Genomic DNA, 21,455 nt, shown 5'->3' on the forward strand with positions numbered 1-21,455 from the left:
GGCTGAACGAATTTCGTCATCCAATCTTAAAGGGGGAGTTCACACATGAAAGCTGTACATTTTGGTGCGGGCAATATAGGCCGTGGGTTTATCGGTCATATGTTGTCCGCTTCCGACTATGAGGTCTGCTTTGTCGCACGTAACCCAAAGAAAATATCATTGCTTCAGAAGAGGCAGGAGTATCCGATCACTCTTGCCAATAAGGAACAAGACACAACCATTGTAAACAACGTAACCGCAATTAACGTAAACGAGCAACATCGTGTCGCTGAAGAGATCGCATCCGCTGATCTCATTACGACAGCAGTAGGTGTATCTGCCCTAGGGGATATCGCCGAGCCGATTGCAAAAGGCATCTATCTGCGAATGAAAGCCAATAATCACAATCCTCTGCACATTATCGCTTGTGAAAATGCGATCGGCGGGAGCACCCGGCTGAAAAAGCGTATCTATCCTTTTCTGGATGAGTCCACCCGGGCCAAAGCCGAACGTTATGTTTCCTTCCCCAATGCTGCTGTGGACCGGATTGTTCCGGCTCAGACCCACGAAGACCCGCTGCAGGTCACGGTTGAACCTTTTTATGAATGGGTCGTTCACCGCCCGGCACTGCTGGATGGTTTTAAAGAAATCGAAGGCGTTCACTATGTTGATTCACTGGAGCCTTATATCGAGCGCAAAATGTTTACGGTCAACACAGGTCATTGTGTCGCCGCATACTTCGGTTATCTCGCAGGCTTGAAGACTATTCGGCAGGTCATGAGCAACACGGATCTTCGCGCCAAGGTGCGTCATGTCATGGAAGAGACGGGAGCCATACTGATCCGTAAACACGGTTTCAACGCGGAAACGCACCAAAAATATATCGATACGATATTGGGACGGTTCGCCAACCCCAATCTCACCGACCAAGTAACCCGGGTTGCACGTTCTCCACTTCGCAAGCTTTCACCTCATGACCGGCTTGTTCGCCCAGCGATGCAGGCCAGTGAATTCGGAATGGCTATTCCTCACTTAACCTCTGCGATGGCGGCCGCAATGCTGTTTGATGACAAACGCGATGAGGAAGCCATGAAGATGCAACGTTTGATTCATGAAGACGGCCTCTCTCCTTTTATCCGCGAGCGCATGGGCATTCCCGAAGACCATGTCCTTCATCAGCAGATCATAACGAACTTCAAGGGCACAAAGTACCTACGGTACTTACCTGAACTTGAGTGCAGCCTGTAGATCGATCATGTCCGTTGACCAACAGCAACAACAATAACACGGCAAACAGCCGGGAGGAACGTGTGCTGATCCTGTTCTTTCCGGCTCTGCCAGTGTTTCTTTTTTCGAACACCACAAGCTGTAACATCTGCTCAACCTGCTCTCCATCAACAACAAAGCAGCGCATCCCCTTATATCAGGAGACACACTGCCCACAGCTAACACTTTATTCATTCATAATAGAATTCACCGATGCATACACCATAGGCAGGAAACCTTCGGAAGGTTCACCAACCGGCGCATCAATGCGGAAAATGAACCCATTGCCGTCCAGTTCCTTGACGATGAAATATTGCGTTTTTTTCCCATTCTGAGACATCATAAACAGTCTTGCATCTTTCATCGGCCCATTGCTGAGCTGTTCAGGGGTTAATTCTTTGACTTCCCCCACCTCAGACAACTCTTCCTTCGCGTCCATCTTCAAATAATCCAGATTAAAGTCCGAAGGCAACTTTTCGATCCCTACCTTATACCCCGGATCAATCTTCATTGTTAACTCATGGTCTTCTGCATCAAAAGCCATCGGCTCAAAGATATATAGTGAATATCCTTTAGCCTGCGCCAGAGTTACTGGCCGCTTCTCCGTAATTCCCTCCACCGTCACTTCCAGCTCTGACGTTTGTGGACGGTCTGATGTAACGATGTCCCCTGGCCCAGTACCCGTCTTACCGTCATCCGCAGATGCGATTTTAGTAACCTCGGTAAGTACCAGCTGTTTGGTGGATGCATCCACCGTTTTTTCTATATATTTGAAACGAACCGAATCCTCATCATCGATATCGTCCAGTAACTTTTGCATATCCTCGCTCACCTGAAAAGACATCGCTTTATCATTCACACGAATCTCAACCGTGTGCGGGTCAGCCCAGCCCGTCAGTATTCCCTCTGCTTCAATAACGTTACTTTCCTCCGGCTTTTGTTCCGGCGCTGGTGACGTTTCCTTTGTATTGTTCACAGATGGTTGAAGTGCAGGTGCACTGCTTCCACAAGCCACAAGCGAGAATCCCATAAGCAGAACCACTAATGTAGTGCTGACCTTTGCCCTATTCCTTTTTCGCATATGAACACCTCCGTTAGCTTAAACGCAATGCTGCTTGTCCATGTTGCTACATCCATGGAACCAACGATACTTCACACGATCACTCCGGGTAGCGGTGGAACCTTGCAATCGCTGTTTTGTGCAAAGACTGTTCGTTCTATTTATATAGCTTCGTATACTATTTACTTACACGGGAATCAGGCAACTCAATCACGCATAAACGGTATTCAAAGCCCAACTCTCCAGCCTAGCCCGCCTGATCAAGCTTGACCAATTGCTCATGCGCGGCGTTGAATGCTTGCGTCTGCAAGTTGAATTGTTTACGTACTTCCGCAAGCTTGGCGTATTCTTCATTACGTGTGCGGATGGCACGTTTAATTTTAACAAGATTCGGCTTAACACTTGCTCGCATAAGCCCATACAGTTGTTCTTCAGCATTCAAACTATGCTCATATGAAACTACAAATAGCTCATAGGTTTTGGCTCTGGCCTCATATTGATCCAGCACTTTATCTGCATGAGCAAGCGTCTCTTCCTTCTCAATGGTCAGCTCCTTCAGAGAACGGCGCAGTGCATCGATTTTCTCTCCTGTATCTTCCATAACTTTACTCGTCTGTTCAAGCAATGCTCGTCGTTCCCGAATGTCAGCCTCTGCTTGATCCAGCAGTGCTTCGATATTGCTGTTCTTTTTCTTCCCTTTGTTTAAAATAGTCTTGTATAATTCCATATCTTCTGCTTCATAACGTGTCAAAGCCTTCAGACTTTTGTCGATCTCCTGACCGCTCTCCACCAAACGATTCACCTGATTGGCCGCAGGCTCCTGCGGCTCTCCACACCCGCTGAGCAGAAGCATCAGCAATAAACTGCATACTGCAAGGGTCATTTTTTTGCTCGTGATTAACATGTGTTCTCCTTCTCTTGCCATCTATCGTTTACAGACGGGTATCTCCACTAAAATTGGCGACCCAGTGTGCGCTCGGATCATATACTTCGAATTCATAACCCCGTTCTTCCAGCAGCTTCATAATACGTGGCAGCGCCTGTACAGTCTGTTCCCGTTCGTGCATTAAAATAACTTCCTTATCCCTGTGCACACTGTTGCTCACTCGGGCTACGATTTTATCCGGCTGACCGGGAAGATTCCAGTCCAGGGAATCTGTGGTCCAGTCCCACATTTTGAAGCCTGCCGCAGCAATGTCCCCCCTGAATGCTTCGCCAATCTGCGGACTGCTTCCGTATGGAGCACGGATGAGATGCGGTGTGTATCCGATCAGTTTTTCGACCATTTTCTGTTCTTTTTTGAACTCGTTCACAAAGTTCGCCGAGCTTCCGCTCTTATACAGCTTATTGTAGTTATGTGTCATGCTGTGCAACCCAGGGTAACTACCTTCCTTCAGCAAACGTTTCACCGCATCCGGATGCTCATTCAACTGCCGACCAATCATGAAAAACGTTGCTTTCGCTTCATGTTGCTTTAAAATATCCAGCAATTGATCTGTATATTGACTTGGCCCATCGTCAAATGTTATGTACACCACTTTTCGAACCTGCCCCATAAATCGTGCCGGCTCCTCCTTCGCCTCCGGTGTGACCTGAATCATCCCCAGCTTGGCAGGTTGTTCAATGACAGCAATTGGCGGTGGTGCCATTACCGTTTTCATCCAATGAGTCATACCGATAAACACATATGTCAAGCCCGCAACAAACACAAGCAAGAGCATGATTGCCACGCTCAATCTGCCGTAGCGGATTTTCCTTCTTTTATGAGTTTGTTTTCGACTGACACTGCGAATCGCATTTCCATAGTCTCGCGTTGTTTCTTGTTGTACTCTCACGACCTAGCCACTTCCCAACTGTCTTTTTTTCCCGATGAATGGAATATTATATCGATTCACGTCTCTATATAGAAGATTAATAGAAAAACCGTGCCTGTGAATGACAGAATAGTTACAAGCTCGGTTACAATCTGCTTATCTCTTTTCCATGTTTCTCTAACCACGGATGTGCAACTGAATTTTATTCGTTGTTAAAAGTAAAACGTGTCTCATGGCCGAGATGCTGCTTCCAATTTTTTCAGCGTTCATACAACATTTATATATATCAAGATATCTGCTGAGTAGTGAACTATCTTTACTTGCTATTGATCTTCCCTGCACTGACCTTCTCCTGTATAATGAGGTGATTTAGGTTATCTATTTACAAGAAGGAGCTACACCTATGACAAGCATGAACCGTGCCGGCAGATCCATCTATTTGTTATTTGTTGTCGGCATTATTGCCATTTCTTTCTCTTCTATTTTTGTACGCTGGTCTGACGCAGATGTTGCGGTCATTGCCATGTATCGTCTGTTTTTAACCAATGTGCTCATGCTGCCCTTCGTTTGGCCGCACAGGCGTGAGATGCTTCGTCTGAATGTCCGGCAGTGGGTTTTGTTGCTTGCTTCCGGGGTGATGCTTGCATTGCACTTCCTGCTCTGGATGGGATCACTGCGATTGACCAGTGTCGCCAGCTCTACCGTCATCCTTGCTCTCGAGCCGATTCTGATTCTTGCTGGGTCGGTGTGGCTGTTCAAAGCCAAAATCAACCGCATGATGCTCATTGGCATGGGTATCGCGCTATTCGGGTCGATCATTATTGGTGCAGGAGATTTTCAGGTGGCGGGTACTGCTTTGCAGGGGGATATTCTATCGTTACTAGGCACAATGGCGGTAGCTGTGCATATGTTGCTGGGTCAATTTTTGCGAACAGGTCTCAGTGCATTCTCGTATAATTTCTGGGTGTTTCTCGTCGCTGCCTGTACCTTCGCGGTGTACAATCTGTTCATGGGGCATCCGTTCGGCGGTTACGCGGCTTCGGAGTGGGGAATCTTCCTGCTACTTGCCATCGTTCCTACCATCTTTGGACATTACCTCTTCAACTGGTTGTTGCAATATATGAACGCGACCACGGTATCTATGGGTGTGCTCGGAGAGCCTGTATTCTCATCCTTGCTGGCCTGGGTACTGCTGGGGGAAGCACTGAGTACACTTCAAATGTCGGCAGGTGTCGTGATCCTGTTCGGGGTGTGGATCTTCATTCGGTATGGCAAAACCAAACCCCAGCCCATTCCAACTGATGCGCCCATCGCCGCTCCTGCTCCTGTTGAACCGAAGACGGTGTAAAAAAACTCATTACATATGAAGGCGGTGTGTTGTTATGAAAAATATAGTATCCATGCGCTGGCTGCTCGCCAGAATGTACGAATCCGATGTTGCCATCGTAGATTGCCGTTTCCTGCTCGGTCAACCCGATGCCGGACGTGAAGCCTATGAAGCCGGACATATTCCGGGGGCTGTCTATCTTGATCTGGAAAAAGACCTTTCCGCTCCGGTCACCGAGCACGGCGGACGCCATCCGCTCCCTGATCCGGCTGCACTCGCAAGCCGCCTCGCTAAAGCAGGCATCGGCTCCAATAGTCGGATCATTGCCTATGATGACCAAGGCGGCATGAATGCATCACGTTTATGGTGGCTGCTTCGCTACTTGGGACATGAGCAAGTCTATGTTATGGACGAGGGCTTCTCCGCTTGGAAGAATGCCAAGTTCCCGGTGGCAACGGACGTGCCGGTACAGATTCCGTCTTCTTTTGACGTGAACCTGAAACCACAGATGCTGGCTAGTGTTGAGGATGCGCAGCACGCTTCGACAAGCGGCAGCGCCGTGCTCATCGACTCCCGTGATGCCCGCCGTTATGCGGGGCTGGAGGAACCGATCGATGCCAAGGCCGGACATATTCCGGGGGCCGTGAACTATTTTTGGAAAGATGTGCTTAATGCGGATGGTCGCTGGTCTGGTGTTGAAGCATTAGAGGAGCGGTTCGTGAAGCTGGGGAAAGAGGATGCGATTATCGTGTATTGTGGTTCCGGTGTCTCCGCCTGCCCGAACGTGATTGCGCTGGAAGAAGCGGGATATTTGAATGTGAAGCTGTATTCCGGGAGCTGGAGCGACTGGATCAGTTATGAGGGGAATCCGGTGGCGACGGGGGAAGAATAGTTCGGAGGACAAGTCTATCGCATCTCGAAGACAAATACACCGCCATGCAGGCTGATGCCTGAAGCGGTGTATTTTCAGTACCTGAATGTTTCCCAGGAAAAACGCGATGGACATCCTTCCACCACGATTGAATAATGAAATCGATTATTGCTTTTTACTTAACGATACGTTTGCTGTTAACGTCTTGTCGATCGTCGTCCAGTTTACATAAGCACCTAGTATTTCATTGATAACAGAAACCGGAACTACGGTTTCGCTATTTAAAAGCTTTGGCACTTTACTATTGAACACCAGTTTATCGTTAATTGAATACACATCTGAACCAATTTGAGCACTTATATTTTTCGTGCCTAATTTAATTTGCGTTGTACGCGACTTATTATCCCACACTATTGTACCGCCCAATAGCTCCGAAATCCTTCGAATCGGTACGTAAAACTCATCGTTATGAACAACCGGTTTGACTGTCGTCCCCCCTACATTCATTGCAACGTCAACATATTCAAGGAAATCAGTCTTTCGGATGAGTCCATGAACCCCTTTCGTTCGGTCTACGACCTGGGATACTTCATAATCCGTTGCCGCCGATAGGTATGCATAGGCTACACTTCTATCCATATCCAGCTTATCGGATAAAAATTGAATTGATTCGCGCACTGATTCTTTCATTGCTTCATCCAAATCAGGGTCCAGTCCAATCGGAATCCAATAATCCTCTGTTTCGGCAAAGGGTTGCGTGAACTCTCCACGATGCGGGATTGATGGATCACCTTTCTTTAACACCGTTAACCGAACTGTCCCTCTTAAGGATGCTTCCAATGCAGTTAACGCTACTTCTCCATCTCCTTGAGCAAAGTGTGGATCGCCAGTATAGAATAGCCCGCCTTTAACTTGGATCGGATAATAAATAGTTGCACCGACACCTAACTCATTAATATCCATATTCCCTCCTGTTTCAATAGGCGGGATCGAACTCACAACTTCGCTGGTATTTGGCGCAACCCCCATAACACCTAGAAACGGGTTAATCGGGAAACGTACATTCTTGCCGGTTTTTGTTGGTAATACACCATACCAATTGCCATTGATTTCTTCAATGGGCGTAAATATAGATACATTATGATATAATTCCGGTTTTGTTGCGCTAGCTCCCTCTTGTGGGCCTGTATTTTCTGGAAATTCGCCAGGAAGGGCGCCTTTACCATGACGATTAGAAATGACACCATAGGGAACTCGAGTTTGCAACGAAAGGACTTCTACTTTAAGAACATCTCCTGGCATTGCTCCCTCAACCGCCACTGGCCCAGTGATAATATGAGGTCCGTCTTTTACATAATCATGCTTAATTGGAGAAGCCGCAATTGCCTTAGCATCATCCAACACGCCATCGGGGGAAATACCATATTTGCCGAAGTACTCCACTGGATTTCTCCCTTGATCCTCGATCAGTCCCTCATGCGATATTGTATCAAATGTTACAGCACTTCCTGATGGTACAGTAAGAATCGGAGAGCTATCTCGATTAGGCAGTGATCCCCAGCGAACGTTCTCAATCGCAGACGTTACATAATAATCACCTTCTACCTTATCGATGGTTGTCGGCTGTAGGGGCATACTAAAGCCCACTGAAGGTAGAGCAAATGTAAACATACCTAAAATCCCTACTGAAATCCCAAGTTTCCTAATGATTCGGTTAATAAACATTACGCTCCCCCTCTATGATATGTAATATTTCCTAACACATATACAGGGTAACATATAAATATACTTACAACAATATATTCTTGTTAATAAATATAACGTATTAAAGCTATATTTTAAGATAAATCTTGTAAATCCCGATATAATGTCAATATATTTACCATAAACAATACATGTGAAGCTGAAATATGAATGAGCTCGAACGACTTTATCAGTTATGAAGGGAATCCGATGGCAACAGGGGAAGGGAGCTAACCGTTATCCAGAATCACGGAACGATTTGGATCGTTGAGCCTTGTAGGCTTGCTAAAAAATATATCGCTTTGGGTACCTCAATATTGCCTCAGATGTTGAGTAAGCATAGATGGAATGATCTAATCAATAAGCCTACTGCTCATTGCGTCAGCGACAATTGATGTTCCATAATCCGCTCTGTCATTTCCTCGGCTTGCAGCACCGCAGACAACGGGTCAGAGAGAATGTTGAACGAAGCAAACGTTTGGCCTGATCCATCCGAACGCGATGCAAATAATCCATCGGACTTGTTCCGGTAATCTGTCTGAAAATATGGCTATACTGCCTCATGCTAACACAAGCCATGGTTGCCAAATCTCTCACTTTCCAATTGCGCTGATAATTAGCCTCCATATGAGTAATCGTTTGGCGCACCGCCTCCTTGGTCGTTGCTGGCTGATTGGCACAAGCCTTGACTGCAAATTGATAGATCGCTTCCTGCAGCAAAATTTCGCGCTTGAAACGAGCTAGCCCGATATTCGTCGTTTTTAGCTCAGCCATCTGCTCAAGCAGTTCCATCAACTTCGCCACAGGCTGGACTGCGACCAGACGATTAGCGATCATAATCAATGGGTGCTCCGCCGTTTCTCCATCCCAATCTGCCTCAAATTCAAGTTTGTGTACATGCACGATTTGTCCAGAATGATGCGCCCACTCGATGAATGTTCCAGGGAGAACCATGATGCCGCTGCCTGGAACAATTGGAAGGTGTTGTCCGTCCACAACGGCAACACCTTCTCCCAAGACATTACGGTAGAATAACCGGATTCAAAACTTTTATAAAAGAAGCTTTTGCAATTAAATAACCTCTTAATACATACATCTGTGTGCTTATACCCACCATTGTGTATTTTGGTATTCCAACACTTCTACGAGTCACTCCAAATTTCCCCGTGTATATGGCAATACTATCTGTTCCAATTATGATTATTGGAGGAGGGTTAGAAGAATTAGGGTGGCGTTATATTCTACAATCACTACTTGAAAAGCAACTTGGATTTATTGGCGCAACCCTTGTTACCGCTCTCATTTTGTATGGCATCTCCCCCTATTTTTTATTAAGGGGACCAGCCAATATCATTGGAATTTCGAACTGTAATCAATAGTTTTTCAATCTCTTGGGTTATGGATGAAACAAAGAATGTATTATTCCCGTATTCTCTGAAACTACCATCAAATAACTTCAGTGTTAGGTAGGAGCTGACGGCTAATTATATTGATTCATGAGGAGGCAATTCAGGTAATATGAATGAGTTTTCGATGAGGTTTTTAATTTTTTTCTGCTGTTCTTCCAAAACTACTACCTCTTTTGAGAGTTGATTCAATAAAGAATAATGGTTATGGACTCCTAACATTATTAAATAAGAAGCAGCTTCAGATCGGCTATTTGAGTGCCCGCTTGTAATTAAAGCATCCATAATATTCATAACATCATCTGTAATGCGCACTGGAACTACTTTTTCTTTAGCTTCTTTATTTAGAACATTTTTTGGAGCTGATAAACGTTGGGCTGCCTCTTCAGTAAGTAATTTTTTTTGTATAAGATCCTCAAGAATGGCAGCACCCATTGGGACACCCATTTGCATTGCACGTTCAAGCTTTTCTTCCGTAGCTTGTTGAATATCCATTTTTCCACACTCCTTTTCATCGATATTATAGTATTAAACATCCACTAATTATTTTCAAAATATTTAAAAAATCTAACGGTTTCATTATAATCCTCTTTGTCGGAATAAATATTCAACATTTTCCCTAACTCAATTGCAAAATCTACATATCCGTTAGCTTTTGCAGTTATTATATTCCGACTAACTTTATATGTATCGACATGGTTTCTATGGTTGTCAGTATACTCCCTTCCTTCTAAAATCCCTGCTTGCTTAATAAGTTCCACTGCTGAACATATGGCACCAATATACTTTCCATTATTGTCTAACTTCTTGATAATTGATGTCAGCTGCTTATTCCCTTCGATTTCTCCAATATCTCCTCCTGGAATAATCAGTACTTCTACTTCATCCCAATCCACTTCTTTTATCTCTTTTTGGGGTTTAACTGCAAAACCTTCGTGAGAATTGACCATCTCGGAACTTAACCCCACAGTTATTATTTCTCCTTGAGTTTTCATTAAATAGGTTGCGAGCATGATTTCGAAGTTGACAAACCCATCATAAATTAAGACATGAGTATTAATATTTACACCTGCTTTCATGTATTTTGACAAATAGAAAAGAATGAAAGGAGCAATATTTCAAAAAACATTTCTAATATATAAATGAAAATGCGTTTGAGATGGCTTGTTCATTCTGTTTTAGAGTATACACAATAAGATATAATGGAAAATATGAAAAAATCATGTTTTAGAAGAGGTGAACAGCTATGCCGGACTCACATCATAGAATACGTTCCAATCTACAGTTTCCAAGTAGCATCTTTAATATCGACCACGAGGATGTTCCAGCACTTTTATCCGCCACAAACGTCCGAATCACTGATTGTGCAACATACTGCTGGGCCAACAGGTGAAAAAACTGCATTCGGAGACTAATACTTTTCAATATTCTACCAACAGCCTGAAGGCCACCAACACAGACATCGGGCTTTGAAGCCAGAGTGCAGTAAATAACAAGGATCATGGCTATACAATACCTGATCCACTATTTCAATTTATCCACCCATTCGCTATTCTCCCAGATGGCAGGATTATTAATCACCTGACTCTCCCCACGCATAATGGAATCGTAGCTATCCTTTCCAGATGTATACCAGTCTACAATAATTAACTTGCCTTTCAGATCTTGTACCAGGAATTCAGTAGACTCCGCATATTCACCCACATCCTTTATAATACGTGCATTCATTTTTAGATAGTAAACTTTTTGCTCTCCTTCAACCATGTCTACTTTTTCAGCATCCATCTTGACCTCTTTTACTTGATTATAGGTTAGGTTATTCTTCCGAAACAGATTATATTGTGATTTGATCTTCTTTTCCGTATAAAGTTTGAGGTTCGGGTTATCCATATATCTGCTACCGTCAAATTCCAGACCGTTCCATATAGCTTTGTAATATTCGGATAGAGCCTCTGCAGAGAGTTCATAAGCCTTCTCAGAATCCAAAGTAGATAAACTTAGATTGTTGATCGTGCCCCTCCCTGTCTGAGTAGCAGGACTTCCATGTTCCCCTTTGTTCATACTGCGATCAGACTGTTCACATGCACTGGTGAGCCACATCGTTATGAACAATAAAACAAGGTAAGTGTGCTTCATAATAGTCCTCCAAGGCTCAATTTTCAATCAATCAATATTTTATTAAAATTTTATATAATTAACATAATTATTTACATTTTTACCTTCGGAGGATATACTCTAATATGAATGAATATTTTAATCATTCCTATATTAGGAGGTATGTAAGATGAAGCGTTGGCTATCTTTATCTCTAAGTTTTTGTCTGGTTCTTCTGATGTCAGCTCCACTTGTGGAAGGTAAAACGAATCAAATTGGCTCTAGCGGACTGTATGAAGTAAGCACGGGGGTTGCCTTGTATGCAAATATTCAAGGAGTGAAAACATCACTTCCTACCGTTGTATTCATTAGCGGATATGGTGATGATTCTTCCATCTGGTCTGATCTTCAATCCGTAATATCCAAAAAGACCTTAACCCTATCTTATGATCGGGCTGGACTCGGCCTTAGTGACGATACTACCAAAGATAAAACAACAAAACAACAGGTGAAAGAGTTACATAAGCTGCTTCGAAAAGCTAATATTCCAGGTCCATATGTACTGGTAGGACACAGTATTGGCGGATTAAATGTTCGAGGATTTGCTGATCGTTATACCAATGAAGTTGCAGGAGCTGTGCTGATCGACGCTTCTCACGAAAAGCAAGAGGAAGCTGTTCTGGCAACCTTGCCGCCCGAATTTATTGAAATGTATCAATCACAGTTTACTGCGGAAGGGAATTATGCAGAAGTAACGAAGAGCTTTAAATATATCGAAAAACTGCGTTCGAAGGATGCTTTGAGAAACTTACCATTGACCGTAATCTCCGCAACAGAACACGGCATGGGTCCAGAAATGGAAATTAAATGGGCTGAAATGCAACAAGATTTAGCATCATTGTCTAATCTGGCTACTCATGTCACTGCACAAGGCTCCGGACACTATGTATATTTGGAACAACCTCTACTAGTTCAGCAAGAAATTATCTCTATACTAGAATAAAAGCATATATGTACTGGGCCACTATCGAAAAACCAATTTATCGTGAAAAGATAGCCGTTAAATTGATGTTTAATGATCTCATCTAAATGGTCCCTGTAGAAAATCATGAAGCTCGCGGTTAGCGGGCTTTTTGACGTTTCTGTAAAAAGTAAATAAATCAGCCCCTATCAGAAGTACCCGAGGAAGAATAGTATTTCGCTTGCACAACAGCACAAAGAAAACATTATATTGCTATCGGACCGTACTCCCAATTCGGCATTTCATAGTTACACACCACGATTGCCTCCTGTAGGACATATGTCTCTTTTTCTCCGAAAACGATTAAAAAAACTTTATAATCCACTGCAAATGATCGATATACATCAAATGAACATCCGCTTATCCCATGTTTTTAACCTGAAATCGGATCTCAGGCATGCGGCACGGGAGAACAGAATTATACATATAACAGGTTGTTAGGAAAAAGAGAAAGTTCTGTCTGATGAACAGACAAGAGCTAACAAAGGAGAAGAAGATATGAAGGGACGAACGAGTCACACACGAAACAAACGCAGTATCTGCGTGAACTTGCTGTTATCTATGCTATTGTTGATCAGCAGTGTTCCGCTATGGCCAAGCAAGGCAGCAAACGCTGCAGCAGAAGGGTCATATCTTTTATCACTGAATAGACCGGTGTATAGTTCCTCATCCCTTGGCGGAAATACAGCCGATCATGCGGTGGATGGCAACAAAAATACCCGATGGGAAAGTGTCTGGCAGCAAGACCCTCAGTGGATTTATGTTGACTTGGGTGCAGTTGCTTCCATCTCGGACATCTCGATTGAGTGGGAAAATGCTTATGCTTCCGCCTTCGACCTTGAGGTGTCCAATGATGAGGTGAACTGGACGCAAGTATACTCTACAACGAAGGGTCAAGGCGGTATGACGGAAGTTGAGGTTTCCGCCAATGCACGATATGTACGTTTGTTCAGTCATGAACGGGCGCAGCAAGCCTACGGTGTATCTCTGTACGCGTTCAATGTGTATGGAACGGGCGGAGCAAACCCACCTCCAAAACCGGTTGCTGCCAACCTTGCCCTTGGTAAATCGGTCATGGCGTCATCCGAAGAGATTGACGAACCTAGTCGATCTGCCGAAGACAAGGCCAAAATGGAAAAGCGCAATTACGAAGCGCGCAATGTGACGGACGGTGACCCAGGTACACGCTGGTCTTCCATATACAAGGATCAGGAATGGATTGTTGTGGACCTTGGCGAACGTCATGAAATCGGAGGAATTTCGCTGCAATGGGAAAATGCGTTTGGACGCGCATACGACATTCAGGTATCGAGCGATGCAGAGCACTGGACTACGTTGGTTCGGGAGTTACACAGTAACGGCGGACGAGATGACATTCCTGTATATGCGGAAGCCAGATATGTAAAGTTCGCAGGGCTTGGCCGAGGTACAACCAATGGCTATTCTCTCTATGCGTTTGATGTATATGAGTATATTCAAGGTGATGAAAAACCGGTCTACACCATTCCGGCTATTCCGGAGATGAGCTCAGTGCAGGTTGGGGCCGGAAGTTATGCCATTAACGATATCACCATGCTGCAACCGAAAAACCCGAAAAATCGCACAGCCGACATCACTGCCCCGATTCCATCTAATGACTGGTGGCAGTCAATTCTTGTTTCGGATTTAGGAGATGGAAACAGTCTGGTTACACTCCCGTTCAAAAATCGTTACACCAAGCAGGGACTTCATATTTTGAATCCTGGTGCAGGATACCTCTCTGCTGACGGCAATTCGATGGATACAGATGGTGAAGCAGACCTTATCCTGACAACAAGCAATATGAATCCGTCCAAGGTGAATACCAAGGTAGCCGGATACGGAGATTACTCCGCAAACATCATCATGAGTGACGACGACACGGCGAAGGTCAATACAACCTTTGTCAAAGGCTCCCCTTTCCTGTACAACACGTTCGAGAACCCGGACACGATCCTGCTCCGTTCACCGAATATCACACGTCTCTTTGATGATCAAAACCGTGAGATTGTGCTCAAGGACGGGGAATCATGGACTGGAGATCATATCGGTATAGAAGTCACCAATCAGGACAGGGCTCCTTCGCCCCAAACCTTTACAAGAAACTACGGCCTTTATGCACCAGAGGGTACCACACTTATAAAGCTTGGCAATACACTTAAGATCAAGCTGGGATCAAACGAAAATTATTTGTCGCTGGCTACCCTGCCGTCTGCATCAGAGTTAGCATACTATTACCGGCATGCCTATGCTTTTGTGACGGATACGAAGGTTGATTACAACTACAACGAGAGCACTTCCCAAGTTACAACGACCTTCAGCTCCGTTACACAAACAAAGCGTGCCAACTTTTCCACCAGTACATTAATGGCTTTGTTCCCGCACCAGTGGAAAATTGCCACAACTCCACTCACGGAGCTCACTTATCCTTCCATTCGCGGGATGATGAAAGTAAGCGAAGGCAACAGCTTTACGACACAGGATCGTTTTTATGGCATTATTCCTCAATTTGTGGAGCCGGATGATCCGACATACTCACGCGCGCAATTAATCAGCTATCTGGATCAGCTTGATGCAGATACGTCAGGCAATGTAATGAGCGAAGATCCCTACTGGCAGGGGAAAAAGCTTCATCCGCTTGCACTGGGTGTGCTCATTAGCGACCAGCTTGGAGATATCGAACGTCGGGACCACTACCTGTCCCTGTTAAGAAATATTTTGACAGACTGGTACACTTACTCACCGGATGAACGTCTGCACTCCTATTATTTTTATTACTCGGAGCAATGGGGAACGATCTTCCCTTATGGAAGCGGGTTCGGGGTCAACACCGGGCTAACGGATCATCATTTTACGTATGGCTACTACGTCTTCGCATCTGCGGTGCTGGCTATGTATGATCCAACATTCGTAGAGGATTATGGAGATATGGTTGAGCTGCTGATCCGGGATTACGCCAATCCTTCGCGCACAGACGATCAATTCCCATGGATGCGTAATTTTGATCCCTATTCAGGCCATTCCTGGGCGGGCGGTTATGCCGACAATCGCAGCGGAAACAATCAGGAAGCGGCAGGTGAAGCTCTGTTCAGCTGGGTCGGGCAATATATGTGGGGCGAAGTAACAGGGAATAAAGGCTATCGCGATACAGGCATCTGGGGTTTCGTCACCGAAGAAAAAGCGGCCGAGCAATATTGGTTCAACTACGATGGAGACAACTGGCTGGAAGAATACAAACACGCTACCGTAGGGCATGTATACGGCAGTGCTTACCTGTATGGCACGTACTTCTCCAACGACGCAGAGCATATTTACGGCATTCACTGGCTACCGCCAGCGGAGTGGATGACCTATTATGGACGTGATCCGAAGAATACTGCCGCACTATACAACGGTCTGATCAAGGATTTGGGTGGTCAGCAGGAGCGCACATGGCAGCACATCATCTGGCCTTTCCAATCCATCGGGGACCCGGAGGCTGCTCTTGCAAAGTGGAATACGAAAGACATGCAACAAAACGAGGTCTTTAACGCCTACTGGTTCATGCATAGTATGGCATCCACGGGAACACGTACAATGGATATTTGGGCTGATTCTCCGGCCGCAACGGTCTACGAAAAGGACGGCGTCTACACAGCGCAAATCTGGAATCCGTCCGATACCGCCAGAACGGTTCGATTTTATAATGCCAGCGGGGCTTTGGGTTCAGCTACCGTCTATGCTAAGGCTCAAGTAAAGGTCAATCCATTGGAGCATACGGTAGTCAAGCAGCCGGATGCTTCACAAGGCGTCACTTATCTGGATCGTAGCACATGGACGATTACCGCCTCCTCCAGTTCTGAAGCAGTGGAACACATGATTGACGGAGATTTGGCTACCCGCTGGTCATCTGGACAAACGCAACAGCCTGGAGACTGGCTCCATATTGATCTGGGCAGCGAGCAGATGATGGATACTCTCTTTATGAACTCCGGCAATAACTGGGGTGATTATGCCCACGGGTATGAAGTTTACGTTTCGAAAGACAATGAGAACTGGAGCAAGCCGATTGCACAGGGAACAGGAACATCGCCGAGCTTGTCCGTTGATTTGGGGATGCAGACTGTGCGTTATATCAAAATTGTTTTGACTGCTCCGGCAGACAGTTGGTGGTCCGTCTCGGAACTCAAGCTCGCCCGATTCGGGAAATTGCCCCAAACACCTGAGCATCCAAATCCGGCTCCAACCCCGTTGCCCGATCGGTCAACCTGGACCGTAACCGCTTCTTCCACACAAGGAACCGATGTCACAGCTTACATGCTGGATGGAAAACGAGACACATTATGGACGAACGGACGAAAGCAAACGGAGGGACAGTGGGTTACGATTGATCTTGGGCAAACGAGTGCTTTTGACGCGGTAGAGCTGGACCCGGGGAACGCGAAGGATGACTATCCGCGGCAATATCGCATTTTTGTTTCCGATGACGGGCAGAACTGGGGAACCTCTATTGCTGGAGGCGAAGGAACGTCAGGACGTCTTTCTATCTCCTTCCCTGAGCAACAGGCACGTTATGTGAAGATCATGCAGACGGGTGAATCCGACCAATGGTGGTCGATCTCTGAGTTGTTCGTTCAGCACTATGGAACAGGAAAGCAAAAACGTCTGATTCCAGATGGTTGGTCCGTCTTAGCATCTTCCGGTGATGAAGTTGCAATGGCGGTACTGGACGGCTCAGACCAAACGCGTTGGACTTCCGGTCAGACACAATCAGGCGGTGAGTGGCTTCAGCTGGATCTGGGCCATTCACAGATTGTGAACCGGATTGTATTGGATAGTGCTCACAGCAGTGACGATTATGCTCGTGGTTACGAAGTATACACCTCTCTGGATGGCACGGATTGGGGTAAAGCTGTGGTAGCGGGTGAAGGGAATAATGCCGTGCTCTCTATTGCTTTCGCTCCCCGTGAGGCTCGCTATATCAAAATAGTCCAGACCGGAACGGATTCCCACTGGTGGTCTATAGCTGAAATCACAGTTTACACCGCTGATCAGACGCCATGGACACCCGGAGAACAGGATCATTTGTTGCCTACTGAACTGGATCGGACGTCTTGGACAGTTACTGCTTCCACGTATGAAGACGTTGGCGCACTGCTGGATGATGATCTGAACTCACGCTGGACCTCTGCATCCGGACAACAAGCGGACCAGTGGATTCAGATCGATCTGGGAAGCATCCAGAATTTCAGCCGGTTAATTATGGACTCAGGTAGCAGCACCAATGACTATGCCCGCAATTTTACAATCGTCACTTCAACAAATGGCGAGCAATGGGATCCGGTTTCAGAAGCTGCGGGAACAGATCCTTTGATCTCCGTGATATTCGCGAACCAGAAGGCACGATATGTCAAAATTGCTTTGACTACGGACAATGCTGAGTGGTGGTGGTCTATTGCCGAATTAAGGCTGTACCACTGAACGCTTGACCAATAAAAAGTAATTTAGAGATATAAATTTCGTTCCATGTCACCACCTCTCTCCCATCATTTTGCGGGACAGAGGTGTTTTTTTGATATTAACCCGCTTCTAAATCTAGCAGAAGACTCCTTTCGTGAGTGTAAGCTCCCCCGTTCTTTTTAACAGGTGGAGAAAATATCCTGTTCAAATCATGCGTAACCGTTGAAAATAGTTTAGATACATTACAATAATTCCATCATGACGGGCTTTATAGTTTTAATTTAAGGAAGGGAGACTCTCTAAATTGGAAGCAAGCATAGATATACAAGAACAGCTGCTAGTCTGGAATTGGGCGACGCTAAACCTCATGGATGTGCGGTATATTACTATTGAAGCCGGTGATCGTGTTGCTCCTTATTTCTTTCCAGCAAGTGCCTTTCTGTATGTAACTCATGGCAGTGCAACTGTAACTTTAGACGGAACTGAGCATGTCTCAAAACCTTTTTATATATTACATGGAGGCAAAGGCGCACGTCTGGATATTATCCTCACAGAGGATACCTTTCATTATTATCTGATTCTTTATAAAGCTTTCTTGCCAAAATCTGCTGAAAGGCATGTCATCGGACAGATGGATCAACTGGTGCCATTCCGTCTTCAATATGGCTTTGTTCCTCTCCACCCCGCTATCCTTTACAAACTGGCCGAACAAATGCTTAGCGAATGGCATACTTCAAAGCGGTTAGAGCATCTACATGTCAAAGCGCTGTTTTATCAATTCGTCTACGATTTATTTAAACAAATGGATCAGCAGCAAGTTACAACAACATCACCCAACTTGACCTCTCAGCTCATACGTTACATTCAGGAATACTATGCTGAACCCTTGACCAGGGAAACACTCGCACAAACCTTTCACTATAGCGGGCCCTACCTTTCAAAATGCTTCAAGCGTGAAACTGGCACAAGTATTATTGACTATTTGATACGTGTTCGGATCATGAGAGCAGAAGAACTTCTGCTCAGAACAAACTTGTCTCTACACGAAATTGCGGCAACTGTCGGATATCCAGATGTATCCTACTTTATTCGAATGTTCAAAAAACAAACCGGTATCACGCCAAAACAATTTAAAAGCGAGAGATTTTCTCCAGCAAAAAACGCCAATCATCCTATCATAAAGCTTGGATCATCCATTGCTCCCCGTAAACTTCGTCGTTATATTGATAACAGTAATGATAATCATTATCAAAAAGACGAAAAAGGAGATTTACGGATGTATAAACGAAAATTACCCGTCGGCATTACTTTGCTGTTGTGCCTGACTCTTTTAGTTACCGCATGCGCCAAGCCAGCAAGCACAACTTCAACAAGTGGCAACACATCAAGTCCGGCGGTTGGCACAAATACGACATCTAGCACGGCAACAAGCAACAATTCGGAGTTAGTAACTTACACTGCAATTAACGGCGACGTGCAGATCCCCAAAAATCCTCAACGTGTAGTGATGGTGGCTGGGGCATTCACCGGGCACTTGTTAGCCCTTGGACTTAAACCCGTTGGAGCTGGGGACGAATCTTTCAACAGTTATACTGAAGGAAAGCTTGATGATGTCGTAAATATTGGAAATGACGTGCCTTACGAGAAAATAATGGAGCTGCAGCCGGATTTAATCGTGGTCTGGAATGATGCAGAAACGATAGAAAAACTGTCCAAAATTGCACCGACCGTTGCCGTGGAATATGGAGTCCCTTTTCGCAAGCAATTGATCGAATTTGGCAAAATGACGGGCAGAGAAGAACAGGCAAACGCGTGGATTGCAGACTGGGATACCAAAATTGCTAAATACAAACCGCTGGTGAGACAAGCTGTTGGTGATCGTTCTGTATCAATCTTTGATTCAGGAAGTGCCAAAGAGTTTTATGCCTATGGCAGCTTTGGCCGGGGTGGAGATATTATCTATGGAGAGTTTGATCTGAAAGCATCCCCTATAATACAAAAAGAGGCCATTGACAGTGGAAAAGGCTGGGCCAAGCTCTCTCTGGAATTGTTACCTCAATACGCAGGAGATTACATTTTTATTAGTGGCTGGACTGGTGAAGAAAATGTTGCTCCGATATTTGAAGGCAAGGTATGGGAGAACCTTCCTGCTGTCAAGAACAATCGTGTTTATCGTGAAAATAGCCGAGGCTTCGTATTCAGTGATCCCATTTCACTGGAAGCCCAGCTTCAATTTGTCGTAGACAGCTTAACAAATTCGAAGTGAAACCCAGGAAGCTCTATTGCCGATTTTAACCTTCTGATCGAATCATAAAATAATGGCTCAATTTTACGGACACATAAATAGGGACCTCAAGCCTTTTTAGCGAGAGATCCCTTTTTCTGCAATGAATTACTTTTTGATTTTACCATCATATCCAAGCTTATAAATCGTGCCTTTCTCAAAAGAAAGGAATGCAAGACCATCGCCTACTGTACCTATAAATCGATCATTTGCGTCTAAAGAACGCAGCTTGCTCTTCTTGCCTGTATAACGATTATAAAGATACAAGTCACTCTTATTATTGCCATTCTTGTCTACCGAAAAACTTCGATAATAAAACTTATTATTTATATATGCTATGGGATCAATTGATCCTTTTGTGGTAAATGTTTTCTTCCTATTTCCGTTTTTATCCGAAAAGACACCGATAGAACTAGAATTATAACGTCCGCCTATGTTCTCTGAAAAAAACAAAACATTTCCATAAAATTCAAATGGCCAAACAGCTTTTGAAGATAATGCCTTCATTCCTGCACCATCTAGACTCATACGATAAAACTTGTCATTTTCCATGTTTGCATAGTAGATGTAGCCGTTGTTTATTTTAAAATTATAGAAAGGAGATTTAGATAATATCGTTTGTTCGTTTGAGCCATCTGTTCTCATTGAGCCGAAAGACAACGCATCAGGTGTTTCCGCGGTCCTTTCATCTTTAACAAAATAAATCGTATTGCCCACTACAGTAAATCTACCGAAATTCCCCTCTATCTGAAACTCGCTTTGACAAAATAGATTCTGTTTTGCTTTTATTACCTGTGAATGTTGTAACATTGATGCCCATCAAATCTCCATCATCTTCATAACCATACCATACTAAAGATTTTCCCGAATCTTCAGCACTGTATGCAGGTACAACGCCAAACAACATAATCACACTTAATAACGCTATCAACCATTTTCTTCTCATGTTCTTCTCCCTAAAATATGTATTTTCCAACATGGGTTATTGTAAATGGAATTCAAAAATAGAACAATCATTTACTCTACATTTGGCATGCTCTTCGTTACAACCTAATCACAATCCCCACTTGTAAAGAACCTCTCGCCAACTTGGCAAGAGGTTCTGTTTTGTGTCCTGGAATCGAAAAGTTGTA

The 21,455-nt window shown here is 44.7% G+C and carries 17 protein-coding genes; 7 read left to right on the forward strand and 10 right to left on the reverse strand.

Features of this window, described 5'->3' with window-relative positions:
* The first annotated feature begins 45 nt into the window (after nt 1-45).
* Nucleotides 46-1,227, forward strand: a complete 1,182-nt coding sequence (locus tag FS818_RS13185) for a mannitol-1-phosphate 5-dehydrogenase (RefSeq protein ID WP_145332318.1) — start codon at nt 46-48, stop codon at nt 1,225-1,227.
* A gap of 205 nt (nt 1,228-1,432) precedes the next feature.
* On the opposite strand, the gene FS818_RS13190 is transcribed toward FS818_RS13185, so the two are convergent.
* From FS818_RS13190 to FS818_RS13200, 3 genes are all read right to left on the reverse strand, one after another.
* A complete protein-coding gene (locus FS818_RS13190; RefSeq protein ID WP_145332320.1) occupies nt 1,433-2,326 on the reverse strand; it encodes a bromodomain-containing protein in 894 nt (297 codons plus the stop codon).
* Nucleotides 2,327-2,552: 226 nt separating this feature from the next.
* Nucleotides 2,553-3,230, reverse strand: coding sequence for a YkyA family protein (locus FS818_RS13195; protein WP_145332322.1), 678 nt, complete (start codon nt 3,228-3,230; stop codon nt 2,553-2,555).
* 7 nt (nt 3,231-3,237) lie between these two features.
* Nucleotides 3,238-4,140, reverse strand: a complete 903-nt coding sequence (locus FS818_RS13200; protein WP_260989842.1) for a polysaccharide deacetylase family protein — start codon at nt 4,138-4,140, stop codon at nt 3,238-3,240.
* Nucleotides 4,141-4,522: 382 nt separating this feature from the next.
* Here FS818_RS13200 and FS818_RS13205 point away from each other — a divergent pair, with 382 nt between their 5' ends.
* On the forward strand, nt 4,523-5,467 hold the full coding sequence (locus tag FS818_RS13205) for a DMT family transporter (RefSeq protein ID WP_145332324.1): 945 nt from the start codon (nt 4,523-4,525) through the stop codon (nt 5,465-5,467).
* 34 nt (nt 5,468-5,501) lie between these two features.
* Nucleotides 5,502-6,338 carry a sulfurtransferase gene (locus FS818_RS13210; protein ID WP_145332326.1) on the forward strand — a complete coding sequence of 279 codons (837 nt, stop codon included), beginning with the start codon at nt 5,502-5,504 and terminating at the stop codon, nt 6,336-6,338.
* A gap of 144 nt (nt 6,339-6,482) precedes the next feature.
* Here FS818_RS13210 and FS818_RS13215 read toward each other — a convergent pair whose 3' ends face one another.
* Both FS818_RS13215 and FS818_RS13220 read right to left on the reverse strand, forming a co-directional pair.
* On the reverse strand, nt 6,483-8,042 hold the full coding sequence (locus tag FS818_RS13215) for an acetamidase/formamidase family protein (RefSeq protein ID WP_145332328.1): 1,560 nt from the start codon (nt 8,040-8,042) through the stop codon (nt 6,483-6,485).
* Between the two features lie 432 nt (nt 8,043-8,474).
* Nucleotides 8,475-9,056: an AraC family transcriptional regulator gene (locus tag FS818_RS13220; protein ID WP_145332331.1), complete on the reverse strand. Its 582-nt coding sequence runs from the start codon at nt 9,054-9,056 to the stop codon at nt 8,475-8,477.
* Between the two features lie 176 nt (nt 9,057-9,232).
* On the opposite strand from FS818_RS13220, the gene FS818_RS29570 reads away from it, so the two are divergent.
* Entirely contained in the window at nt 9,233-9,439 is a 207-nt protein-coding gene (locus FS818_RS29570) for a CPBP family glutamic-type intramembrane protease (RefSeq protein WP_145332333.1), read from the forward strand.
* 105 nt (nt 9,440-9,544) lie between these two features.
* Here FS818_RS29570 and FS818_RS13230 read toward each other — a convergent pair whose 3' ends face one another.
* From FS818_RS13230 to FS818_RS13240, 3 genes are all read right to left on the reverse strand, one after another.
* Nucleotides 9,545-9,961: a hypothetical protein gene (locus tag FS818_RS13230; RefSeq protein ID WP_145332335.1), complete on the reverse strand. Its 417-nt coding sequence runs from the start codon at nt 9,959-9,961 to the stop codon at nt 9,545-9,547.
* 44 nt (nt 9,962-10,005) lie between these two features.
* On the reverse strand, nt 10,006-10,545 hold the full coding sequence (locus FS818_RS13235; RefSeq protein ID WP_260989843.1) for a DJ-1/PfpI family protein: 540 nt from the start codon (nt 10,543-10,545) through the stop codon (nt 10,006-10,008).
* Nucleotides 10,546-10,990: 445 nt separating this feature from the next.
* Nucleotides 10,991-11,602, reverse strand: coding sequence for a hypothetical protein (locus FS818_RS13240; protein WP_145332337.1), 612 nt, complete (start codon nt 11,600-11,602; stop codon nt 10,991-10,993).
* Between the two features lie 148 nt (nt 11,603-11,750).
* Between FS818_RS13240 and FS818_RS13245 the strand changes: the two genes are divergently transcribed.
* The 3 genes from FS818_RS13245 to FS818_RS13255 all read left to right on the forward strand — a co-directional run bounded on the left by FS818_RS13245 (nt 11,751) and on the right by FS818_RS13255 (nt 20,304).
* Nucleotides 11,751-12,563 carry an alpha/beta fold hydrolase gene (locus FS818_RS13245; RefSeq protein ID WP_145332339.1) on the forward strand — a complete coding sequence of 271 codons (813 nt, stop codon included), beginning with the start codon at nt 11,751-11,753 and terminating at the stop codon, nt 12,561-12,563.
* Between the two features lie 516 nt (nt 12,564-13,079).
* A complete protein-coding gene (locus FS818_RS13250; protein WP_145332341.1) occupies nt 13,080-18,059 on the forward strand; it encodes a discoidin domain-containing protein in 4,980 nt (1,659 codons plus the stop codon).
* A 283-nt stretch (nt 18,060-18,342) separates the two neighbouring features.
* Nucleotides 18,343-20,304 (forward strand): AraC family transcriptional regulator, encoded by a 1,962-nt coding sequence (locus FS818_RS13255; RefSeq protein ID WP_145332343.1) that lies wholly within the window; start codon nt 18,343-18,345, stop codon nt 20,302-20,304.
* Between the two features lie 126 nt (nt 20,305-20,430).
* Here the strand turns inward: FS818_RS13255 and FS818_RS13260 are convergent, their stop codons facing one another.
* Nucleotides 20,431-21,039, reverse strand: coding sequence for a DUF5050 domain-containing protein (locus FS818_RS13260; RefSeq protein WP_186375474.1), 609 nt, complete (start codon nt 21,037-21,039; stop codon nt 20,431-20,433).
* Between the two features lie 10 nt (nt 21,040-21,049).
* On the reverse strand, nt 21,050-21,268 hold the full coding sequence (locus FS818_RS28790; protein WP_186375475.1) for a hypothetical protein: 219 nt from the start codon (nt 21,266-21,268) through the stop codon (nt 21,050-21,052).
* Nucleotides 21,269-21,455: the final 187 nt, after the last annotated feature.

Source organism: Paenibacillus xylanexedens (genome assembly GCF_007680605.1).
Taxonomy (GTDB): domain Bacteria; phylum Bacillota; class Bacilli; order Paenibacillales; family Paenibacillaceae; genus Paenibacillus; species Paenibacillus xylanexedens_B.